General features: G+C 70.6%; 12 protein-coding genes. 8 read left to right on the top strand and 4 right to left on the bottom strand.

Annotated features, from left to right (window positions below; all coding sequences use genetic code 11):
* The first annotated feature begins 90 nt into the window (after window positions 1–90).
* Window positions 91–474: a hypothetical protein gene (locus WME73_RS17275; protein WP_437746538.1), complete on the top strand. Its 384-nt coding sequence runs from the start codon at window positions 91–93 to the stop codon at window positions 472–474.
* 79 nt (window positions 475–553) lie between these two features.
* On the opposite strand, the gene WME73_RS17270 is transcribed toward WME73_RS17275, so the two are convergent.
* Window positions 554–1,423 carry a DUF899 domain-containing protein gene (locus WME73_RS17270; RefSeq protein ID WP_437916375.1) on the bottom strand — a complete coding sequence of 290 codons (870 nt, stop codon included), beginning with the start codon at window positions 1,421–1,423 and terminating at the stop codon, window positions 554–556.
* A 385-nt stretch (window positions 1,424–1,808) separates the two neighbouring features.
* On the opposite strand from WME73_RS17270, the gene WME73_RS17265 reads away from it, so the two are divergent.
* From WME73_RS17265 to WME73_RS17245, 5 genes are all read left to right on the top strand, one after another.
* Entirely contained in the window at window positions 1,809–3,380 is a 1,572-nt protein-coding gene (locus tag WME73_RS17265) for a hypothetical protein (protein WP_437916374.1), read from the top strand.
* Entirely contained in the window at window positions 3,377–4,582 is a 1,206-nt protein-coding gene (locus WME73_RS17260; protein ID WP_437916373.1) for an MBL fold metallo-hydrolase, read from the top strand. Before WME73_RS17265 ends, WME73_RS17260 begins: the two co-directional genes overlap by 4 nt.
* A gap of 177 nt (window positions 4,583–4,759) precedes the next feature.
* Window positions 4,760–6,097 carry a cytochrome P450 gene (locus tag WME73_RS17255; RefSeq protein ID WP_437746536.1) on the top strand — a complete coding sequence of 446 codons (1,338 nt, stop codon included), beginning with the start codon at window positions 4,760–4,762 and terminating at the stop codon, window positions 6,095–6,097.
* Window positions 6,098–6,348: 251 nt separating this feature from the next.
* Window positions 6,349–8,382 carry an alpha-amylase family glycosyl hydrolase gene (locus tag WME73_RS17250; protein WP_437916372.1) on the top strand — a complete coding sequence of 678 codons (2,034 nt, stop codon included), beginning with the start codon at window positions 6,349–6,351 and terminating at the stop codon, window positions 8,380–8,382.
* Between the two features lie 1,653 nt (window positions 8,383–10,035).
* Window positions 10,036–10,341 (top strand): winged helix-turn-helix transcriptional regulator, encoded by a 306-nt coding sequence (locus WME73_RS17245; protein ID WP_437917401.1) that lies wholly within the window; start codon window positions 10,036–10,038, stop codon window positions 10,339–10,341.
* Between the two features lie 51 nt (window positions 10,342–10,392).
* Here WME73_RS17245 and gstA read toward each other — a convergent pair whose 3' ends face one another.
* Entirely contained in the window at window positions 10,393–11,013 is a 621-nt protein-coding gene (gene gstA / locus WME73_RS17240) for a glutathione transferase GstA (protein WP_437746534.1), read from the bottom strand.
* Between the two features lie 283 nt (window positions 11,014–11,296).
* Between gstA and WME73_RS17235 the strand changes: the two genes are divergently transcribed.
* Window positions 11,297–11,710: a winged helix-turn-helix transcriptional regulator gene (locus WME73_RS17235; protein ID WP_437916371.1), complete on the top strand. Its 414-nt coding sequence runs from the start codon at window positions 11,297–11,299 to the stop codon at window positions 11,708–11,710.
* An 806-nt stretch (window positions 11,711–12,516) separates the two neighbouring features.
* On the opposite strand, the gene WME73_RS17230 is transcribed toward WME73_RS17235, so the two are convergent.
* Window positions 12,517–12,891, bottom strand: coding sequence for a helix-turn-helix domain-containing protein (locus tag WME73_RS17230; RefSeq protein ID WP_437916370.1), 375 nt, complete (start codon window positions 12,889–12,891; stop codon window positions 12,517–12,519).
* Here WME73_RS17230 and WME73_RS17225 point away from each other — a divergent pair.
* Window positions 12,829–13,167: a winged helix-turn-helix transcriptional regulator gene (locus WME73_RS17225; protein ID WP_437916369.1), complete on the top strand. Its 339-nt coding sequence runs from the start codon at window positions 12,829–12,831 to the stop codon at window positions 13,165–13,167. The two genes, WME73_RS17230 and WME73_RS17225, sit on opposite strands and share 63 nt — an antisense overlap.
* A 107-nt stretch (window positions 13,168–13,274) precedes the next feature.
* Here the strand turns inward: WME73_RS17225 and WME73_RS17220 are convergent, their stop codons facing one another.
* Complete coding sequence (locus WME73_RS17220; RefSeq protein ID WP_437916368.1) at window positions 13,275–20,978, bottom strand: amino acid adenylation domain-containing protein; 7,704 nt, start codon at window positions 20,976–20,978, stop codon at window positions 13,275–13,277.
* Between the last annotated feature and the right edge of the window lie 80 nt (window positions 20,979–21,058).

The following is a 21,058-nucleotide window of genomic DNA, read 5'->3' as shown; positions in this document are numbered from 1 at the left end:
CCCTCGTGCTGCGCGCCGCGCTTCGTCCGGACCGCCATGAGACCTCACGGCCGATGTTTGCAAACGACGAACGATAGGAGGAATGAGCGCATGCTTGCACGCTACCAGCTCGTCCGCGGCCACCGTCGGGAGGACAATCCGCTGCCAGAGGGCAAGCGGTACGACACGCGCAAACACACGCAACACGTGCTGAGGCCCACCCCCGAGATCGTCGAAGAGTTCCTGTCCGACCCCTCGCAAGCCGGCTTCAAGAGGTTTCGCGCCGCCTACCTTGCGGTGCTCGATGAGCGGTTTGCGGAGCAACGGGAGCGCTTCGACGCGCTGGCGGAGGAGGCCCGGCAAGGTGACGTGTTCCTCGGCTGCAACTGCCCCACGGCGCACCAGCCGGACGTTCGGCACTGCCACACGTGGCTGGCGCTGGAGTACTTCGCCCGCAAGTACCCGGACCTGGACGTGAGGCTCGATGCGCGGTGAGCGGCGTTCACCCATGCCCACGGCGAGCGAGGCCGCTCGGACGTCGCGCTTTCCCCGGGTGCGGCGAGGGACCCGCGGCTCAGCGCCGCATCCGTGAGCAGCAGTCGTCCGCCTCGGGAGCGGCAGCCGCGGGCCGCGCGCCGCTCGAGTCGGACAGGTCCTCCTGCTCGTCGGGGTAGCGGATGCGCTCGTCGCCGGCCTTGGCGCCCAGCCCGGTGCTGCGCCCCTTGGGCTCTTCCCATTCCTCCTGGCGCCCGAGCGCGGTCAGATCGAGGAAATAGTACGAGCCGCCCGTCGACTCGGTGCCGCGCCCGTAGGTCGAGTAGGTGTGGTACACGCGCTCGCCGTCGCGCAGGAAGCAGCTCAGCCCGTGCAGGTCGAAGGGCTGCTTGCCCCCCAGATAATAAGCGGAGCCCGCCTGCTCGTGCTCGGCGGGTGTTCGGTAGTTGTACTCCACGGGCGCGACCGACTCGTCCAGCGTGACGTGGTAGTCGTGGTTGAAGCGGCTGCCCGCGGATGAGTACCAGGGCACGGGCCAGCCCATACGCGCCTTGAACGGCGCGATCTTCTCCCAGGGAGCGCGCGAGATGAACGCGAACGTGGTGCCGACGTTGTGCCAGTGCCGCAGGTGGCCCTTCGAGATCTGATCGGCGAAGCCCGAGCAGCTCGGGCAGCCGCGATCCTTGGGTGTGCCGTCGTCCTCGAACAGCCACATGAAATGATAGACGATGAGCTGCTGCCGGCCCTCGAACAGATCGAGCAGGCGCAGCTTGCCGTGGGCGCCCGAGAACTCGTACGGCGCGGTCACCTCGACCATCGGCAGGCGCCGGCGATCCGCGTTGAGCCGATCGCGCGCTCTCGTGAGCTCCTTCTCGCGGGCGAGCAGCGCCTTGCGCGCCTCCAACCACTCGGCGCGCGACACGACGCGGGGCAGTTCGATCCGGGTCATGGGGACATCTCCATTGTCATCGGGAATGGGCCTCGCCCGATGCGGGCGCTGCCGCGGAACGGGTTCGGAAGGTCGACTGCCGGAGCGCGCGAAACTCATCGGTGCATCCGTCACAAACGTCACCGAACGCCGCCAATAACACGGCACGCATCTTGCAATATCACAGCATCGCAACCAGACGACCCTACCGAACGCTTCGGCAAGCGAGCGCGGCAACGCTGGCCAGCTACCGACCCCTGGTATCGTCGAGCCCGCCATCGCCGCGATGCTGGACCGACCGCCCGGTGGGCTCGGTCGCCGCACTTGTTGCGCCGCAGGAGCCGCCAGCCTACGATCTCGGCCATGGAACGTGGAGCCCACGTTCCCGGCGCTCGCTGATGTGCCCATGGTAAATCTCGCCCCCCACTGCACCGCGGCTACAGCCATTCCCGACGAGCTTCTCGGCCTACCTGTCGTGGCGGCCTACGGCGATCCCGATGATCACCTTCGGCTCACCGCCCTCATAGGGCATCATCTCCGCAATGCCAGAGGCGTCGGCGTGGCCGACGCAGCGGCAACGTGTCTTTCGCCCAAGGCATCATGGTGTGCGCGCCAAGACGCGCTCGAGCACCTGCTCCGCCACGCGAAGCCGCGGTCCGGCGCCACATACCTCGGCGTGCTCTTCGACATCGACGCGCTGGACGTCGGTCCGCTAAGCCCTGAAAATCGGTGGGACGATCGCGATTTTCGCCTGGAACGCGATGAGTTCCTGGCGAGGATGCTCAGCTCGGTTGACCAGAGCAGGTGGTTCGTCGTACGCCCCAGGCCCTCTCCTGACATCGACATCGCGCTGCCATCGAATGACCGGGAAGGGGAACCCGCTCCGGCGTTCCCGGAGCTCGTCGATGTCAACGACCGGCTCGCCCCCGAGTGTCGACCGATCCTGGACTGGCTGATCCGAAGCGGCACGCTCAGCGTGGTGGATGTCCGTGAGAGGTTCGAGGCGGGCGAGCCCGCGAGCTTCGATCGGCACCTGATCTCGGTCGCATACAATACACTGCGAGGGAACAGCGCAGAAACGGCGAAGCGCTGGAGTAGCCTGCGCCGTGCTCGACACCTCGACGACCACTCCTTGCCTGGCCCGCTCGTCGACCGGCGAGAGGCCGTCGTCTCCGACGTCATCGACGAGACCACGCCGATAACGTCGGCCGCCGTGGCGGAGCTCCGCAAGAGAGGCTTTCTCCAATCAGGGCCGCTGGTCGATGGAAGCCCGACATGGCGCATGCCGCGGAGCGTTCGCGTATTTCTCCGCCGGCACGCGCTGGCGAGCATGCCGGATCGCATCGGCGCTGACCACCGAACCCTGGCGGCGCTCTCGCCGGCGGGCGCATACGCAGGCTTAGAGAACCAGCTGGAAGCCCACTACCACGCCGTTCACGTCCACCCCATCCGAGAGCAAGACATCGACCATGCCTTCGCGACAGCGCGGCACTATGTCGCGGACCTGCGCGCCATGGCCGTCAGGTTGAGCGTGGTCAGCGAGGATTATCAAAATGCCGCGCGAATCTTCAGGCGGATCCTCGATGTCGACGGGACCGACGCCTACGCCTGGGAGTACTTCGCTTATAACCTGTCGAAGTCGTACAGGAACGAGCTGCCGCCAGAGCAGGATCGCGCGCTCATCCTGGAGGCGTACAAGAACGCGACCGAGCACGCCCGCGATCGCGACAATCCGTTATACCACGGCCGGCTTCTCGGCTTTCGTGCCCGGCTCGGCGAGGATGTTCGGCGCGAATTTGACCAGCGCATGCGCCTCTACATCGAGTACCCCAGCAGCACGAGCGCCGTTGGGTACTTCGCCGAGGCCGTGCTCAACGGCGTTCCCGCAGGTCCGACGCGCCAAGCCATGATCGCTCGATGGGCGAGGCAGCTCGAGAAGAATCCCCGGCTCGCGCAGTTCGTGAAAGAGGCTGCGTGATCTCCGCCGAGAGCGGGGCGGATCTGCCTCGGCCGGGTTCGGATCGGCTGGTGCTCTACCTGCTCGGTCCCGGGTTCGGCGAGAGCCAGGTGATCGCCTTTCCGGATGGGCGCTGGATGGTCGTCGATGGCTGCGTGCGCGCCGGCCTCAACCTCCCCCTGGCGCTGCTGCGACATCTCGGCTGCAAGGAGAGGATCGATCTCCTCGTCATCACCCACCCCGACCTCGATCACATCCGCGGTATCCCGGACCTGGTTCGCGCCTTCCCGCCGGCCATGATCTGGCAATACCCCGCCTGGGCGAGCCTGCGCGACCACCTGGCCCGGTGGTCGCGCAAGGGCGAAGCGGGCAAGAGGGAGGGACGGTTGCAGCAACTTCACGAAGCGCTCCGCGCGATCGACGCGCTCGCCGACGAGACCGACTGCCGTCAATTCACGTCCATCACTTCGCGCGCGTGGAAGCCCGATCCCTCCGCGGACTATGAGGTTCAGAGCATCGCACCCACCAACCACGATCAGCGCGCGCACGATGACTGGGTGGAGGGATTATTCGATATTGCCGAGGGTCGCGTTCGCGTCGACGAGAAGATCGTGAGCTGGCTGCTCGGCGAGGGCACGCTGACCGATGCTCCCAACGGTCTTTCGCTCGCGCTCTCGGTGAGCTGGAGGGACCGACGCCTCCTGCTCGGCGGAGATGTAGAGAACGGCACCGGCTCTCCTTTCTCGGGCTGGCCAGGCATCCTTCAGCACCTGGCGCGCCCGGAGGTCCGCCTCCAGCACCTCGTCACCGGTCTCGAACTGGTGAAGGTGGCCCACCACGGGTCGCTCGGGGCCTTCCACCCGCCGGCGTGGGAGCTGCACGGCCAAGGGCGGGAGCGTGGTCCTGTCGCGCTGCTCACCCCCTTCAACAAGGGGGCTTCACCCCTGCCGAACGAGCAGGTCCTGCACGCGCTCTGCGACCATGCGAGCTACCTCGGCATCACGGTCAATGCTCGCCGGGCCTTCGAACGCGCCGAATCGGGGCGATGGGCGCGCGTTCCAGGGCCGCCTCGCCACCGGAAGCAGAGGATGGGTCCGGTCGTCGCTGCCGTCTTCGAGGGAGACGGCGCCCTTCGGCTGCATGCCGCCGATATGGGAGCGCTCTTCGAGACAAAACCGCGCCGGACTTTGTTGGATCGGGTGTCTGAAGAACTCGATTCATGATGAGGATTCCGACGCGCTGCGTCAGTGGACAGTTCGAAAACGTACCCCCGCCTGGCGCCGTCCGTCGCAACATTGGCGCCCGACGCCGCTGCCCCAGCGGCGCGGCGAGCCCATCCTTGCGTCGATCCCGGCGAGGCGCCGCGCGCCCCCGGGATCGAGCCCCCGCCGAGGTACGCCATGAGCCAGTTGCCCCGAGGCCCGCGCAGCCGACTTCTTACGACTTACAAGTTCCTCACCCGTCCGTTCGAGTTCCTCACGCATTGCGCCGCCACCTACGGCGATGTCTTCAACGTCCCCGTGGTCAGCGGCGACGTCGTGATCGCCGGAGGCCCCAGGACGGTGCAGGACGTGATGACGGCGCCGCCCGAGACCTTCCTTCCCTTCGCCACCAAGGCGATCGCGCCGCTCGTGGGGGAGCACTCGCTGCTCATGCTCTCGGACGAGCGCCACAGGCGTGAGCGGAAGCTGCTGACGCCGCCGTTCCACGGCGATCGCATGCGCGCCTACGCGGCGGCGATGGCGGACACCGCCGCCCGCAGGCTCACCGAGGCGGCGCGCGCGCCCCGCGCCATCGCCCAGGAGCTCACGCAGGCGATCTCGCTCGACGTCATCATCCGCGCCGTCTTCGGCGTGGAGGAGCCGTCTCGAACGAGCGCGTTCGCTCGGGCCGTCGTCGCCATGACCGACGCGCTGACCCCGGCGCTGACCTTCCTGCCGCCCTTGCAGCGGGAGCTCGGCGGCCTCGGCCCCTACGCGCGCTTCCGCCGGCGCGTCGGCGACCTGGACGCCCTGTTCCGGGCGCAGATCGAGCGGGCGCGTTCGGCGCCGGGCGACGACATCCTGAGCCTCATGGTCTCGGCCCGTTACGACGACGGATCGCGCATGAGTGATCAGGCCATCTTCGACGAGCTCCGGACGCTGCTGTTCGCCGGGCACGAGACCACGGCGCTCGCCCTCGCGTGGGCCCTCGATCACGTGCACCGCCACCCCGGCGTCCTCGCGCGCCTCCGCGACGAGATCGACGCCCTCGGCCCGGAGCCCGACCCCGAGCGCCTGGCTGCCCTGCCCTACCTGGACGCCGTGTGCAAGGAGGCGCTGCGCGTCTATCCGATCGTCACCGAGTCCCCGCGCCTCCTGGCGCAGCCGTTCCGCCTCGGCGAGCACGAGCTCCTGCCGGGAACGGGGGTGGCGCCCTGCATCCTGCTCGTGCACCACCACCCCGAGCTCTACCCCGAGCCGTCCCGGTTCAGGCCAGAGCGCTTCCTGGAGCGAAAGTTCTCCCCGTTCGAGTACCTGCCCTTCGGCGGCGGACACCGCCGCTGCATCGGCGCGGCCTTCGCGATGTTCGAGATGAAGATCGTGCTCGGCGTGGCGCTGTCAGCGTGGGAGTTCCGCCTGCTCGACGAGCGTCCGCCCCGCCCCGTGCGCCGCAATCTGACGCTGAGCCCCTCGGGCGGCGTCCCGCTCGTCGTGCGCGCCCGGGGCCGCAGCCGCCTCCATGCCGTCGCCGCCTGATCCTGGCGCGAGGAGGCGCACGGGAAGCCCCAGCACGGGAGTGCGCCACCGTGGATGCGACGACACGGCGGACATGGAGGAGAGAGAGAAGATCACGACATAAAACCACCGTGCTCTCGGCGCTTCCGCGATCGTCAGGGGTGGATCTGGAATAGAGGGGCTCCCCCGCTTGCCGCATCGCCCCCATGCTGAGACGCCTCCTCCGCTCGACCGCCGCCTCCTCTCCCTGTGCATCTCTCTCTGGACCGGTCGTGCCGATCGGCGCGGCCATGGGCGCCCTTCGGCAGCGCGCCCCAGGCCCATCGCGTCACGGGCGGCCGCTCACCCGGCTCGGATGGGCTGCCGCGCTGCTCCTGGCGGCGCCCTCGTGCGAATCGGTCACCCCCTCGGTATCGCCGCGCCCCTCCGCGGCGGCGCAAGCAAGGCTGGAGCTGCACGCCGGCGATGCCGACGTCTGGGCCTTCAGCGCGCGCGTCCAGGGCGCCCTCGCCGGAGCGGGCACGCTGGAGGACTGCGCGATCCGGGTGGGCGGCGACGTGTTCCCCGCGGCGATCGAGCAGCAGCGGTTCTTCGCGGACGTCCCGCTGCTCGAGGGCGAGAACGAGATCGTCGCGCGCTGCCGGGAGGCGAGCGCGGGCGACCTGGACTCTCCGCCCGTCACCTACCGCGTCCGGCTGGAGGACACGCCGCGCGCCCGCGCCCGCGCCGCGCTGGCCGGCGGCAAGCTCGTCCTCGACGCGACGAGCAGCGAGCCCAGCGAGCGCTCGCGCGCCGAGATCGTCGCCTTCGACTGGTTCCGGCTGCGCGGCGGCGCGGCGCCGGAGCCGCTCGGGCAGGGCGCTCGCCTCGAGCTGCCGGCGCCCGACGCCGGCGATCAGGCGCTGGTCGAGCTCAGGGTGCGCGACGAGCGCGGCCGAGGCGACGCCGCGCGCGTCGCGCCGCCGCTCGAAGCCGCCTCCGGCAGGGCCGCGCCGGCGTGGATCGACGACGCCGTCCTCTACGGCGTCGTGCCGCCGTTCTTCGGCGATCCGCCGCTCCAGAGCGTCCGCGCCGCCCTCCCCGCGATCGAGCAGCTCGGCGTCACGGCGATCTGGCTATCTCCCCTCTTCGCCGCGCCCGAGGGCGACTTCGGGTATGCCGTCACCGATTACTTCAGCGTGCGCCCCGACTACGGGACCGAGCAAGATCTCCGCGAGCTCGTGGACGACGCGCACCGGCGCGGCCTGCGCGTGCTGCTCGATCTCGTGCCCAACCACACCTCGGCCGAGCACCCGTATTTCCGGGAAGCCGAGCGGCGCATGCGCCGCGCGCACAGCTTCGCCTTCTACGATCGCGACGACGGCGGCGAGCCGACGCATTACTTCGACTGGGAGCACCTGCCGAACCTGAACTACGACAGCGCCGAGGTGGCGCGCTGGATGCTCGAGGCGTCGCTTCACTGGGTGCGCCGGTTCGACATCGATGGCTATCGCGTCGACGCCGCGTGGGGCATCAAGCAGCGGCGGGGCGAGCTCTGGTCCCCCTGGGCCGCCGAGCTCCGGCGCGTGAGCCCGCGTGTCGCGCTGATCGCCGAGGCCTCGGCGCGCGATCCGTACTACCTGCAGAACGGGTTCGACGCGGCGTATGACTGGACCGAGGAGCTCGGACACTGGGCCTGGAAAGACGTGTTCGGCGCGCCGCGGGGCATCGCGGCCCGGCTCGGCGCGGCGCTCGCCGCCACCGCGGCGCGCGCCGAGCGCCCCGAGCGCACGCTCAGGTTCATCAACAACAACGACACGGGCGCGCGCTTCGTCACCCGCCACGGGCCAGGGCTGACGCGCGTCGCCGCGGCGGCGCTGCTGACCCTGCCGGGGATCCCGTGCGTCTACACGTTCGACGAGCTCGGCGCCGAGTACGAGCCTTACGGCGGCCTCGCCCCGGTCTCACGGCCCCCGCGCGGCCAGCTGGCGCGGCATTACGAGCAGCTGATCCGGCTCAGGCGCAGTGTCGCGGCGCTCCGGTCGCCGGGGCACCACACGGTGCACGCCGGGGGGCCCGACGACGAGGTCTTCGCCTATGTCAGGCACGGCGACGACGCCTCCCGCTTCGCGCTCGTGGTCCTGAATTTCAGCGAGCGATCGGTGAAGAAGCGGCTCACCGTCCCGGAGCCGTTCGCTGCCCATGCGCGAGGCGGCCTGCGCGACGCGCTGAGCGGCGCCGGCGCGCACCTCCGGGCCGGCGCCCTCGCGCTGGACCTCGCGCTGGACCTCGCGCCCTGGGACGTCCGCGTCCTCGTGCCGCGGTAGGACGAGCCGTGGGCAGCAAGGGATACGACGGCCTCGCCATCGCCCTCGTCACCGCTGATCCGTAGCCGTAGCGGCCAAGCGCTCCTCGCGCCCTCCCGCGCCGGTCCACAAAAAAACAGAGCGCCCATTCGACGGCGGGGGGGAAGCCGTCACGGGCGCTCTGACGTGCTCACTTAGCAGGACACGGGCCAGGGCTTCTCCGTAATTATTTCAAGGACTTACCCGTCAGGAAGTCCCTGAAACTTTCGATCCTGAGATGGTCGCTTGCAGACCTGACGGATGCACTCGCGCCGCGGCCTCAGGGCCGTGGGGAGATCCGCGGCGTGCGGTGCGACGGCGATGACCAGCTCTGCCTCGACGGCCAGCGCCTCGTCCCCGTGGGACAGGGGCCGGGAACCATCGAGTACCGGGCGTTCCCAGATACGTTTGTCAAGGCAGTCGGGCACTACCCTCCAGAGGGCGGCGCCGGGGACGATGCCGACGGTAGCGTCGGCGGCTCGTTGGCATCCTGACCGAGCGCGACCTGCTCGACGTGTCAGCGCGTCCCCTTGAGACATCTCTGCGGGAAGAGTAACGGTCGAGCGAGCGCCGCTTCAGGCTCTGTCTGACGAGCTGCTGCGCGGAGCTGGCGCTCGAGGGAGGCGCAGGGCTGCACGAGCAACGCCGACTGCGAGCGCGGCTTCGTGTGCGACGCCAGCGCCGAGCGCGTGCCCGGACCGCCCAGCCCGCGAGCACGAGCAGGCCGTGCGAACCCTAAGCGCGCCGTCCTGCCGCGGCCGCGAGCGAGAGCAGCTGCGAGGCGCGCTCACACCACGGCGCGCGTCTCCTACGGCAATCCTCGGAGCGCCGGTGGCACAGCCGTTCAGGCACGAGCGTTGCGTTCGCGGCTCGACATGACGGCAATTTACAACTCCTTCATTCTCCTTGCTCTCATCGTCCTTCTCTCGGGGTGCGGTGACGGCAACGCGGAGCGCATCGAGCGGCAACGTGAGACGTGGAACGAAAAGCACCTCGCGAGCTACGTCGTCGAGACGTGCGCGACGGGCTTCTCCGCCGGTTGCCGGCGCGTGGCCCTCGAGGATGGCCAGGTCGTTGCCGCGCGGCAGAAATTCCCCAACGCCGACTCGCCTTGGAGCGACATCGACGATCTGACCTCGGAGGCCAGTGCCCCGGCCGCGCAGAGCGATCCGCGCACCCGCCTCGGCACCGGCGTCACGAAGCCAGTCGGTGCGCGCATCGACTGGCGAGCCTGCTCCGTAGGGTGTTGTACCCCGAGGACGTGTTGGCCTGCCCGTGTGGCGGGCGGCGGAGGCTCGTGGCCGACATCTCCGAGCGCGAGGTCATCGTCGCCAGCCTCAAGCATCTCGGGCTCCCGAGCGAGGCGCCTCCCATCGCGCGTGCGCGGAGCCCGAACTGCGAAGCGGCGTGAGCGCCGCAGGCGAAGCCCCCTTTCGCCCGCAACGCCGACGTGCGCCCGCGGCGCTGCCCGCGCCACAGGTTCGGGGCAAACGCCCTCGGTCGCGCAGCGCCGACCGACCCGAGGCGCCCCGACAACCGGCGACTGGGCGGTAGAAGGCGCATTCGACGTCCTAGCCTCCCGACCCATCATGGCCGCGCTCGACCTGCTCGGCCGCCGCTGGGCGCTGCGCACGCATCCTGTGGGAGCTACGCGAGGGCCCCCTGCCCTTCCGCGCCCTGCGCGCGCGCTGCGACGACCTGTCGCCGACGTCGTTGAGCGCGCGCCTCGCCGACCTGCGCGCCGCGCGGCTCGTCGAGCCGAGCGACGAGGGCTATCGCCTCGCGCCGATGGGCGCGGCGCTGCTCGAGGCGCTCCGGTCGCTCGCGCGCTGGTCCGAAGAGTGGGCGCTGCTCTTGCGGGGCGCCGCCCTGCCCGGCGAGGGCGCCGACGCCCCCGCCTGCGCGGGGCCGAAGAAGGCCAGAAAGGCGCCCCCGCCCTGAGCGCTCGCGGCGCGCGCCCCGCCGCCGGGGGCGGCCCGCGCGGCGCCCCCCTTACTTGCCGCCCTCGACCGGAAGCCCCTCGGCCCGCATCGCCCCCTGCACCGCGGGGCGCGCGGCCACCCGCCGCTGGTACGCGAGCAAATTGGGCAAGGCCGACAGGTCGAGCTTGACGAAATTCGACCAGTTGGTGACCGTGAAAAGGTAGGCGTCGGCCACGGTGAACTGCTCGCCGAACAGGTAGGGCCCCTTCGCGAGCGCCGCCTCGATCACGCCGTAGCGCTTGCGCAGGTACTCTCCGCGCTCTTGCCGCTGCTCGGGCGAGGTCTTCGGGTTGAAGAGCGGGCTGTAGGTCTTGTGCAGCTCAGAGTTGATGTACCCGAGCATCTCTTGCACGCGGTAGCGAGCCATCGTGCCCGGCGGCGGCACGAGCTTCGCTTCGGGCTTCTGGTCGGCCAGATACTGAACGATGGCCGGCCCCTCGGTCAAGACCTCGCCGCCGTCGAGCTCGAGCGCGGGGATGTATCCCTTCGGGTTGATGGCCGAAAAGTCGCGGCCCGACGACGTCTTCTTGGACGCGAGGTCGACCTTGTCGAGCGTCAGCTCGATGCCGACCTCGCGGGCGACGACGTGCGGAGACAGAGAGCAGGCACCGGGAGAGAAATACAATTTCATAGAAGCATCCCTCGAATCATGTGGTGTTGGTGAGATACCCGAACGACCCCGCCCCGGCGACGCGCCCCCGGGCGTTCGGGGCGGCGAGGGGCGGGCGGGCGCGGGGTCGGCGAAGGCCCCCGCGCGCCCCGGCGAAGCCCGTCGCTTCGGCGAGGGCCGCGGCGCGCCAGCCCCGATCGCTCGGGGCCGGCGCCATCGAGACCAGCAAGCTAGCGCGCGAAGTTACTCTTGGATACTAGCTAGATGCTAGATACCTGAAAAAGGGGTATCTTCGGGGTTACCCATGGCACTGCCGGTACGAAAAAATCGCGTCCCCCCGCCGCCCCTCTGCCCGCTGACGCTGTGCATGGCGCTCTTGCGCGGGGCCTGGGCGCCGAACGTCATCTGGTCGCTCAGCGGGCAGCCGCGCCGGTTCGGCGAGTTGCGCGTCGACATTCCGCAGATCTCGGCGCGGGTGCTGAGCGCGCGCCTGCGCGAGCTCGAGGCCAAGGGCGTGGTCAGCCGCCGCGTCATGCCCACGTCGCCGCCCTCGGTCGAGTACGAACTCACCCCACTCGGCCAAGAGCTGGTGCCCGCGCTCCGTGCCATCGTCGAGGTCGGCAGAAAGCTCAACGTCCGAGAGCCTCACACCTTGCTGGGGCCCGGGGCACGCTCGCGCAGGCGCGCGGCCGCCCCGGCGCGAAGCCACGCCGCCTGAGAGCGGGGCCGGCCCCCTCGCACCCGTTCGGCCGGCGCCCGCGTCAGAACCGAGGGCCGGCCTTCGCCCGGCGTCGCGCGGCCCGACCTCGCGGCCGCGGGCCATGGGGTATAAATGAGCACCAGAGAAGAGACGACTGCGGAGCCGTGCGCAAGCCGAGCTGACGCTTCTATCTTTCCGTAGGTCAGCGTCTCGCGAGAGCGCATTTCCACGCCGCGGAAGGGCTTGTTAGTGTCGTTGGCTGCCGTCAGCGAAAGATGCAGGATGCCGTCGCTGACCGCAGCGTTTTCGCCGGTAAACTGCGCGAGATTGCCGTCCCAGCTGTGGGTCATCAGCTCCCAGCGAGTGAGATCGACGGTGTCGAACGGATCTTCCCAGGCGAGCTCGAAGCTGCCATCCCCAGCGCCACCTCCAGCGGCGCCACCCGTGCCGCCTGCAGTTGCGCCGCTCGTCCCACCGGAACTTGCGCCGCCCATACCTGCGCCGCCCGTACCACCGGCGCCACCGGTCGTGGATATCTCTGGCGGCATGCCGCCAGTGCCACCGGTCATGGGGCCGGCAGCAGCCCCACTCGTCGCCGTGTTGGGGGGAGCTCCACCAGCGGCGGGGGAGGAGTCCTGATCCGGCGAGTCGTTGGAGCATCCCGAAAAAGCCAGGAGCGCGAGCAAGGCAAGGGCTGATCGACTTCGCATGCCGAGCGAATACTCAGCCGCCGCACGGCGAGCATCAAGGTTTGTGCTTTTTCGCAGCCTGAACGCCGATTCGCGGAGCAGCGGTGCCGGAAACGATGGGTCTGGGTGCGCGAGCTACCCGGGATCTCGGCAATCGTGCTGTGCGCTCAACGGTTCCAACCTGTCGGCGAGTAGTTTCCGGGTGCCTGGGTCGAGGAGCGCGCTGGGCGCCATGCCCAGCAACTCTCTGATCACCTGGTGACAGCGCGAGTAGCTGCCGAACCCGGCTTCGAGCGCCGCATGAGTCAAGTGGCTGCAGCCCTGTTCGAGCAGCTCGAGGAGCTTCAGCGTTTGCAGCCGGTTCTTGTACTCCGTCAAAGACAGGCCCTGGTCGCGGCGAAATTTGCGGCTCACATCGCCGCGGTTGCTGGCCAGGCGTCGCGCCCGGTGTGCGTCGAACGCGGTCTGCGAGCCGCTGTAGAGGATCGCGGAACCCGGGCCGCCAATCATCTCGGGGACGGCCATGATCCCGCCGTCGAGGTAGTCGATGCCATGGGACGCCGACACCTGCGCGAGATGGCGGAGGACGGACTGATTCATCGCGAGGTGTACCGCGTGGTGCCACCCAAGGTCGAGTACTCGCTCACCGAGCACGGCCGCACGCTCAATGAAGCCCTCCGCCCGCTGGGCGCCTGGGGCACCGAGCGGATGAAGCGCCTCGAGGCCGGCCAGCGATGGTCTCGCCGGGATCTGGGCAAGAGGGCTCGGAGATCGCCGCCATGTTGATGCTGTCGCGATTTCTGCCTTCGGGAAGCGAGACATCCAGGCTTGACGACGTCCACGGACCGCCGTCACGACTGCCTCGTCGAGAGCTCAGTCAGCGCGTCGGAGCCTCAAGCCGGACGGCCCGCCGTCGAGGCCGCGGCCTCGAGGCTCTGCGCGAGCAGCTGGGCGACGGCGCGCGCATGGGGCTCGGCGAACATCGTCATGTGATCGCCGGGCACCCAGCGGATATCGACGCCGGCGCAGGCGTGCTTGCCCCAGCCCCAGGCCGGGTCGTCCGCCGCGCGCGCGAAGAGGCCAAGGTCCACGAGAGGGTCGAAGCGGCTCGGCTCGGAGGCTCGCAGGAGCACGATGCGATCCACCGTCACGTGGGCTGGATCGTAGCGGCCGTACGCGAGATCGCTCGCCTTCATGACCTCCGCGATGCCGCGCGCGCGATCGGGTCCCGCGTCCGTGGGCAGGACGCCAGCAGCCCCGAGCCGGCGCGCCAAGAGCTCGAGCTGCGCCTCCGGGCTCCTCGCCCGGAGTTCCTCGTCGAGCGAGCGCAGCGCCTCCGAGGACATCGGCTCGAAGAGAGCGAGGATGGCCGTGAGCCAGCGGGCATGGTCCCACCGGAAGCCGATCCAGTCGCTCTCGGCAACGGGCGCCGGGACATCGAGGATCGCGAGCAGGGCGACCTGCTCGCCTTCGCGCTCGAGCTGCCGGGCCATCTCGAAGGCGATGGCGCCGCCGACGGAGTGGCCACCGAGAGCATAGGGGCCATGAGGCCTGAACGCGCGGATCGCGGCGAGGTGATGAGCGGCGAGCGCCTCGATGGTGGCGAGCGGCTGCGACTGCCCGTCAATGCCGGGGTACTGGAGGCCGTAGAAGGGCTGATCCGCGCCGAGGTGCCGCGCGAGCGCGTGGAAGTAGACGACGTTGCCGCCGGAGCCGGCGACGCAGAAGAAGGGCGGGCGCCCGCCGTTCGGCTGGATGGGGACGAGGGGCGTCCAGGGGCGCGCACGCGCGGGCGCGCGCAGGGCGCTCGCGACGCGCTCGACCGTCGAGCCTCCGAACAGGGCGGCGAGCGGGAAGGCCTGCCCGAACTCCTGCTCGATGCGCGCCGTCAGCAGCGTGGCAAGGAGCGAGTGGCCCCCGAGGTCGAAGAAATCGTCGGTCGCACCGACGGGATTGACGCGGAGGACCTCGGACCAGATGCGCGCGAGGCGGAGCTCGACCTCATCGCGAGGAGCGACCCATGCACGGCCGGTCGGGGCCGCGAGCCCCTCGGGCTCCGGGAGCGCGCGCCGATCGGCCTTCCCGCTCGGCGTCAGCGGAAGCGAGCTCAAAGGGACGATCACCGCAGGGACCATGTAATCAGGGACGGTGCCCCTCATGAACTCGCGCAGATCACCGACATCGCAGCCGTCCCGCGGGACGACGTAACCGACCAGCCGCTTGCCGCCGGTCGCGTCGTCTCTGGCGGCGACGGCCGCAGCCTCGACGCCAGGATGGCGGGCCAGGACGGCCTCGACCTCGTCGAGCTCGACACGAAAGCCGCGGATCTTGACCTGCGCGTCCGTGCGGCCGAGAAACGCGATGTTGCCGTCGGGGAGATACCGCGCAAGGTCGCCGGTGCGGTAGAGGCGAGCGTCGGGAGCGGCGGAGAAGCGATCGACGAGGAACCGCTCCGCCGTGAGCTCTGGCCGGTCGAGATAGCCGCGCGCGAGGGCGGCGCCGCCCACGTAGAGCTCGCCGGGGACGCCGATCGGGACGGGGTGCCCCGCAGGGTCGAGGAGGTAGATCCGGGTGTTGTCGATCGGTCGGCCGATCGACGGCAACTCCGGCCATGCGCTGGCCGGGCCAGAGAGCGTGAGCGCGGTCACGACGTGCGTCTCCGAGGGACCATACTGGTTCTGCAGCACGCAATGGGGGAGCTTCTCGAAGAAGCGGCGCACCGCGGGCGTGATCCGGAGCTGCTCGCCCGCGACATAGAGCTCGCGCAGGCTCTCCGGGGTCGGGGCGCCGTGGTCGACGGCCACCGCCATCTGCTGCAAGGCCACGAAGGGGAGGAATATGCGGGCAACGCGGTGATCCGCGATGACCCCGAGCAGCGCGAGCGGATCTCGGCGCGCCGGCTCCGAGATGAGGACCAGGGTGCCGCCCGTCCAGAAGGTGGCGAACAGCTCGAGGAAGGAAGCGTCGAAGCTGATCGGCGCAAACTGCAGGGTGCGGTCGCCCGAACCGAGCGCGGTCTGGCGGAGCTGCCAGGCGAGGAGGTTGACGAGGGGCCCCTGCGGCATCGCGACGCCCTTGGGAGTCCCCGTGGAGCCCGAGGTGTAGAGGACATAGGCAAGCTGATCCGGTGAGGCCTCGTCGTCCAGGTCGTGATCGGGCTCGGCCGAGAGGAGGTCCTGGGCGGCGTCCATGCACAGCGCCTCGGCGCCGTGGTCCGGCAACAGGTGGAGAAGCCCCGCGCGGGTGACGAGCACGCGGACGCCGGCGTCGGCGCACATGAAGCGCAGTCGCTCCGCAGGATAGCTGAGATCGAGCGGGACATAGGCCGCGCCGGCCTTGAGGATCCCGAGCACGCCGACGATCAGCTCCGGCGTCCGGTCCAGGAGCAGGGCGACGCCGGTATCGCGGCGGACCCCGAGCCGGTGCAGGCGACGCGCGAGCTGGTTGGCGCGGCGGTTCAAGGCGTCATAGGTGAGCTCCTCCGCTCCCAAGACGACGGCGGCGGCGTCCGGGGTCCGGCGCACCTGCGCCTCGAAGGGCGCCACGATGGAGCAGGAGGGGCGCTCGATCGCCGTCGCGTTCCAGTCGTCGAGGAGCTGCCGGCGCTCCCCGGGGGTGAGCATGGGCAGCTCGGATATCCGCCTCGCGGGGTCCTCGGCCATCGCGGCGAGCAGCACCTCCAGGTGGCCGGCCATCCGCCGCACGGTCTCTGCCGCGAGCAGATCGCTGCGGTACTCGATCCGACCGAGGATCCCCTCCGCGCGCTCGTCGATCTCGATCATGAGGTCGAACTTCGCGGTGCCTGTGTGGACGCCGAGGCGGTCGAGCGTCCACCCGAGCGGGCCTGCCGCGAGCGGCGGCTGGGAGATGAACGCCACCTGGAAGAGGGGATTCCGGCCGGCGTGGCGCCGAGGATGGAGCGCCGCGACGAGGGCCTCGAACGGGAGCGCTTGATGCTGGAGGGCCTCGAGGCTGAGGCCGCGGACCCGCCGCAGGAGCTCGCCGATCGTGGGATCGCCGGAGAGGTCGGCGCGGAGGACGAGGGTGTTGTCGCAATAGCCCATCACGCGCTCGAGCTCCGGCCGGCCGCGCTGCGCGATGACCGTGCCGAGCGCGAGATCGCGCTGGCCGGTGTAGCGATGGAGGAGAACGTAGATGGCGGCGGTCACGGTCATGAAGAGCGTGACCCCCTCCCTGCGACCGAGGCGCCTCAGGGCCTCGGTGAGGTCGCTCGAGAGCGCCATGCACGCGCGCTCTCCGCTGCAGCGCGGGGCGCTCGGGCGGGGCCGGTCGAGCGGGAGCTCGAGCTCGGGCAAGCCGCGGAGCCGCTCGATCCACCACGGGAGCTCGACCTTCGCGGCCCGCTCGGCCTCGGCCCGCTGGTAGGCGACGAAGTCCGCGTACTGGGCCGGGAGCTGCGGCCACGGCGGCGCCGTCGCGCCGCGGGAGAGGGCGTCATAGGCCACCTCGAGCTCCGCGAGCAGGACGCGGTACAGGGAGATGCCATCGACGATGAGATGGTGAAGGACGAGGTGGAGCTCCTGTTCGTCGTCGGCGAGGCGCACGAAGGTCGCTCTGAGGAGGGGAGGTGCCCCGAGGTCAAAGGAGAGCCGGGCTTGCTCTTCGGCGAGGCGCTGCGCCGCAGGCGCACGGTCCGCCGGAGGGACCGCCCGCAGGTCGACGACGCGCAAAGAAAAGGAAGGCGTGCGAACGAGCCGCACCGGCCGACCCTCCCTCTCGACGAACGCCGTGCGCAGGATCTCGTGACGGCGGATGAGCTCGACCAAGCACCGCTCGAGGACGCCTTCATCGACGGGGCCGCGCATGCGGATCGCGCAAGGCTCGTTGTAGAGCGGCTCTCCGGCGTGGAGGCGGTGCAGGAACCAGATCTGCTCCTGGCCGGGGGAGAGCGGGAGCTCGTGCTGCGGCGCCGCGAGAGCGGTGGCGTCGTCCGCCGGGCGCGCCGCGAGCTGGCTGCCGGCGTCTTCCTCCCGGAGGGCGTGCTTTGCGTCGACGTGCTCGGCGAGCTCGGCGATGCTCGGCGCGCTGAAGAGCGCATCCACCGAGAGCTCGACGCCGAGCGCGCTCCTGATCCGCGCGGCGGCCTGGATCGCGAGCAGCGAGTTGCCGCCGAGATCGAGGAAGTTGTCGTGAACGCCGACCTCCGCGCCGAGGATCTCCTTCCAGATGGCGGCCAGGGCGCGCTCGGTGGCGGTGCGCGGGAGATCCGCCGGATCGATGCCAGTGTCCCCTGCGGGCGCGAGCTCCGCGGGCAGCGACGCCCGCGAGAGCAACGCCTGGCGATCGAGCTTGCGGCTCACCGTGCGAGGGAGGCAGTCCATCGCGTGGAAGGCCGAAGGGATCATGTAGGCGGGCAGCCGCGACGCGAGGAAGCCGCGCAGCTCCTGCGGAAGGTTCGACGAGGGCGTCCGGGGTACGACGAAGGCGACGAGGCGGCGCGAGCCGTCGGCGTGCTCCGGGGCGACCACCGCGGCGTCGCCCACGAGCGGGTTCTCGGCCAGGATGGCCTCGATCTCCTCCGGCTCGACGCGGAAGCCGCGGATCTTGACCTGATGGTCGGCGCGTCCGACGAACTCGAGGTGTCCATCGGCGCGCCAGCGCACGAGGTCTCCTGTCCGGTAGAGGCGAGCGTGCGCTGCTGGATCGAAGGGGCTCGTGATGAAGCGCTCCGCCGTGAGCTCTGGCCGGCCGTGATAGCCGCGCGCGAGGCCGGCCCCGCCGAGGTAGAGCTCCCCTGCGACCCCTCCGGGAACGGGCTCGCCCGCCGGACCGAGCACGTGCGCCTCGACGTGCGGCATCGGGCGCCCGATCGGGACCTCGGCGCCGAGCTCGTCGACGGCGGAGAGGTCGCAGGTGATCGCGACGACCGTGGCCTCGGTGGGCCCGTAGGTGTTCACGAGGCGCGGGGACGGCCCGCAATGCGCCTTCCACGCGAGGACCCGCGCGAGCGACGCGCGCTCGCCGCCGATGATCACGAGGCGGACGCAGGGCGGCAGCTTCAGGCCGGACGCGGTGAGCTCGGCCGTGAGCTGGTGCCAGTAGCCGGTCGGCAGATCGAGGACGGTCAACCCGAGCTCCGCGCAAGCCGCGACGAGCGCGGGCGCCGAGCCGATCATCGCCTCGCTGCGCAGCATGAGCGTGCCGCCGGAGGTCAGGCTGGTGTAGATCTCCTCGACGGCAGCGTCGAAGCTGATCGCGGCGAACTGGAGGACGCGATCGCCCGGGCCGATGCCGTACTCGACGCATGCCGAGCGCGTGAAGCGCGACAGCGCGGCATGCTCCACGACGACGCCCTTCGGTTGGCCGGTGGATCCCGACGTGTAGATGACGTACGCGGCCTGGCCGAGGTCCGCGGCGGCGGCCGGCGCGGCGGTGGGACGAGCCTCGATGGCGGTGCGGTCGGCGTCGAGGCACACGACATGCGCCGCTTGCGACGCCAGCCGGCAGGCGAGCGCTTCCGACGTGAGGACCGTCACCACGCTCGCATCCTTGAGGATGTAGGCGCGACGAGGCTCCGGCTCGGCGGGGTCGATGGGGACGTACGCACCTCCCGCCTTCAGCACGGCCAGCATCGCGACGATCTGCTCGATCGAGCGCTCCAGGCAGATGCCGACGAGCGCCTCGCGGCCGACGCCGAGCGCGGCCAGGTGGTGCGCGAGCTGGTTGCTGCGGGCGTCGAGCTCGGCGTAGGTGATGGAACGGGCGCCGGAGACGACCGCGATCGCGCCCGGAGCTCTCTCCGCCGCTCGCGCGAACAGGTCGTGGACGCAGGCCGCGTCGTCGGAGGCGCCACGGGGGTGGGCAGCGCCGTTCTCGCCGGTGCGCGCCGGGCGCGCGCCGCCTGGCCAGAGATCCCCTGCGGGCGCGGCGAGCGTGGTCCGTGGCGCCTCCGCGCGACGCGCGCGCGAAGGCGGCGTCCAGTAGGCAAGATCCTCCTCGAACCTGCGGCGCAGGTAGGGATCGAGCGCGTCGCTGGTGCCCGGCAGCCCCTGCTCGACGTCGCCGACCGCGGCGGCGTAGCGGGAGATGCGGAGCGCGAGCGCGTCGCGGCTCACGAGGGCGGCCTCCTCCCGGGCTCCATCGCACGCCGCCGCGAGCGCCGCGTCGACGCGTCCCCCGAGCCACGCGGCGGCCGGGCGCAGGGCCGACGCATCTCCGCGGCTGCTCTCGACCGCGGCGAGGAGGAGCGCGTCGGTCGTGGCATCCCCGAGGAGCGCGCTGCCCCAGTAGAGGGCGGTCGACCGGTCGTCGAAGGGCGTCGCGGCATTCCCCGCACGGGCCCGCACCCGTGCGGCTGCTTCCTCGAGGCGGCGGGCGATCGCTGGCGACGCGCACGTCTCGGCGAGGAAGCGGTACAGGCTCCGGTCCGCGTGCAGCGCGCCCGAGCCGAGCACCATGTTCAAGGCCTCGGTCGGGCCCTCGAAGATGCGCCATGGGCGCGCGTCGCGGTACATCTGCGGCACGAGGTTGCTCTCCTCGTAGCCGCGCGCCCCGAGGAACTGGACGAGCTGATCGACGGCCCAGCCTAGGGACTCGGCGCCGGCGTTCTTGCAGGCCATGTACGCCTCGGCGGGGACGCTCCGGCCCGCGTCGCGCAGCTCGGCGATCCGCGTGGCCAGCGCCTCCACCGACGTGATCCGGGCTGCGAGCTCGCTCATGCGGGCGAGCGTCACGGGGTTGTCGAGGAGGTTGCCTGTCAGGATCTGCCGCCGCTCCGCGTAGCGGAGCATGAGCTGCGCGCAGCGCTTCATCCCGCCGACCGCCATCCCGCCCAAATAGAAGCGGATGAGCATCATCGTGTCCCGGGCTCCCTCCATTCCGCCGCCCGGCGCGCCGAGCATGTCGGCCGTGGTCACGCGGACGCCGTCGAGCACCACCGTGTTCTTGGTGAACCCGCGCAGCCCCAGGGTGAGCGCCTCTGGCCCAATATGGAGCCCGTCCGCGCCCTGGCGGACGATGAAGCCCGTCAGCCCACGAGAGCGGCCGCGCTCGTCGAAGAGCTGGGCATAGACGTGGATGACGCTGGCGGCGGAGCCGGCGCCGACCCAGAGCTTGCTGCCGTGGAGGCGCCACGCGCCCCTACCTTCCGGGACCGCCCTGGTCTCGATGGCGCGGAGGTTGGAGCCCGCCCTGGGCTCGGTCATCGCCACCGCGGCGAAGACTCGGCCGCACGCGACGAGCGGGAGGAACTCGCCGCGCACGGCCTCGGTCGCGTGGTGGCCGATGGTGTGCGCGCCGAGGATGCTGTCCAGAACGACGATCGCGAGCGTGAGATCGATCGCCGAGAGCTGCTCGAGGACGCGGAGGGCGTCGCCGCAGCGGAGGCCGAGCCCGCCATAGCACTCGGGCACCTGCATGCCGAGCAAGCCGCGGTTGCCGAAGTCTAGGATCACGTGCGGCGGGATGCAGCGCCGCTCGTCGATAAGGCGGGAGTTGATCCGCCGCTCGGCGTAATCGCGCACCCACCGGATCAGCTCATCCGCGCGCCGCCGGCTGGTCTCCGGAGAGGCAGCCCAGGGCTCGGGCTGTACGATGTTCGAGTGCTGCTCGACGTGATGGAAGGTGTCGGTGTGCATGTGCAAACTCCCTGCGAAGGCGCGGCGCCTCGTGCGCCGGTCGGAAATGTCTCCTGGTCAGCCGATCCGCTCGTGGGGGA

This window comes from Sorangium sp. So ce302 (assembly GCF_051530145.1).
In the GTDB taxonomy this organism is placed as follows: domain Bacteria; phylum Myxococcota_A; class Polyangia; order Polyangiales; family Polyangiaceae; genus Sorangium; species Sorangium cellulosum_B.
The sequence above is the reverse complement of the archived record's forward strand: the minus strand, read 5'-3'. Positions and strand labels throughout refer to the sequence as shown.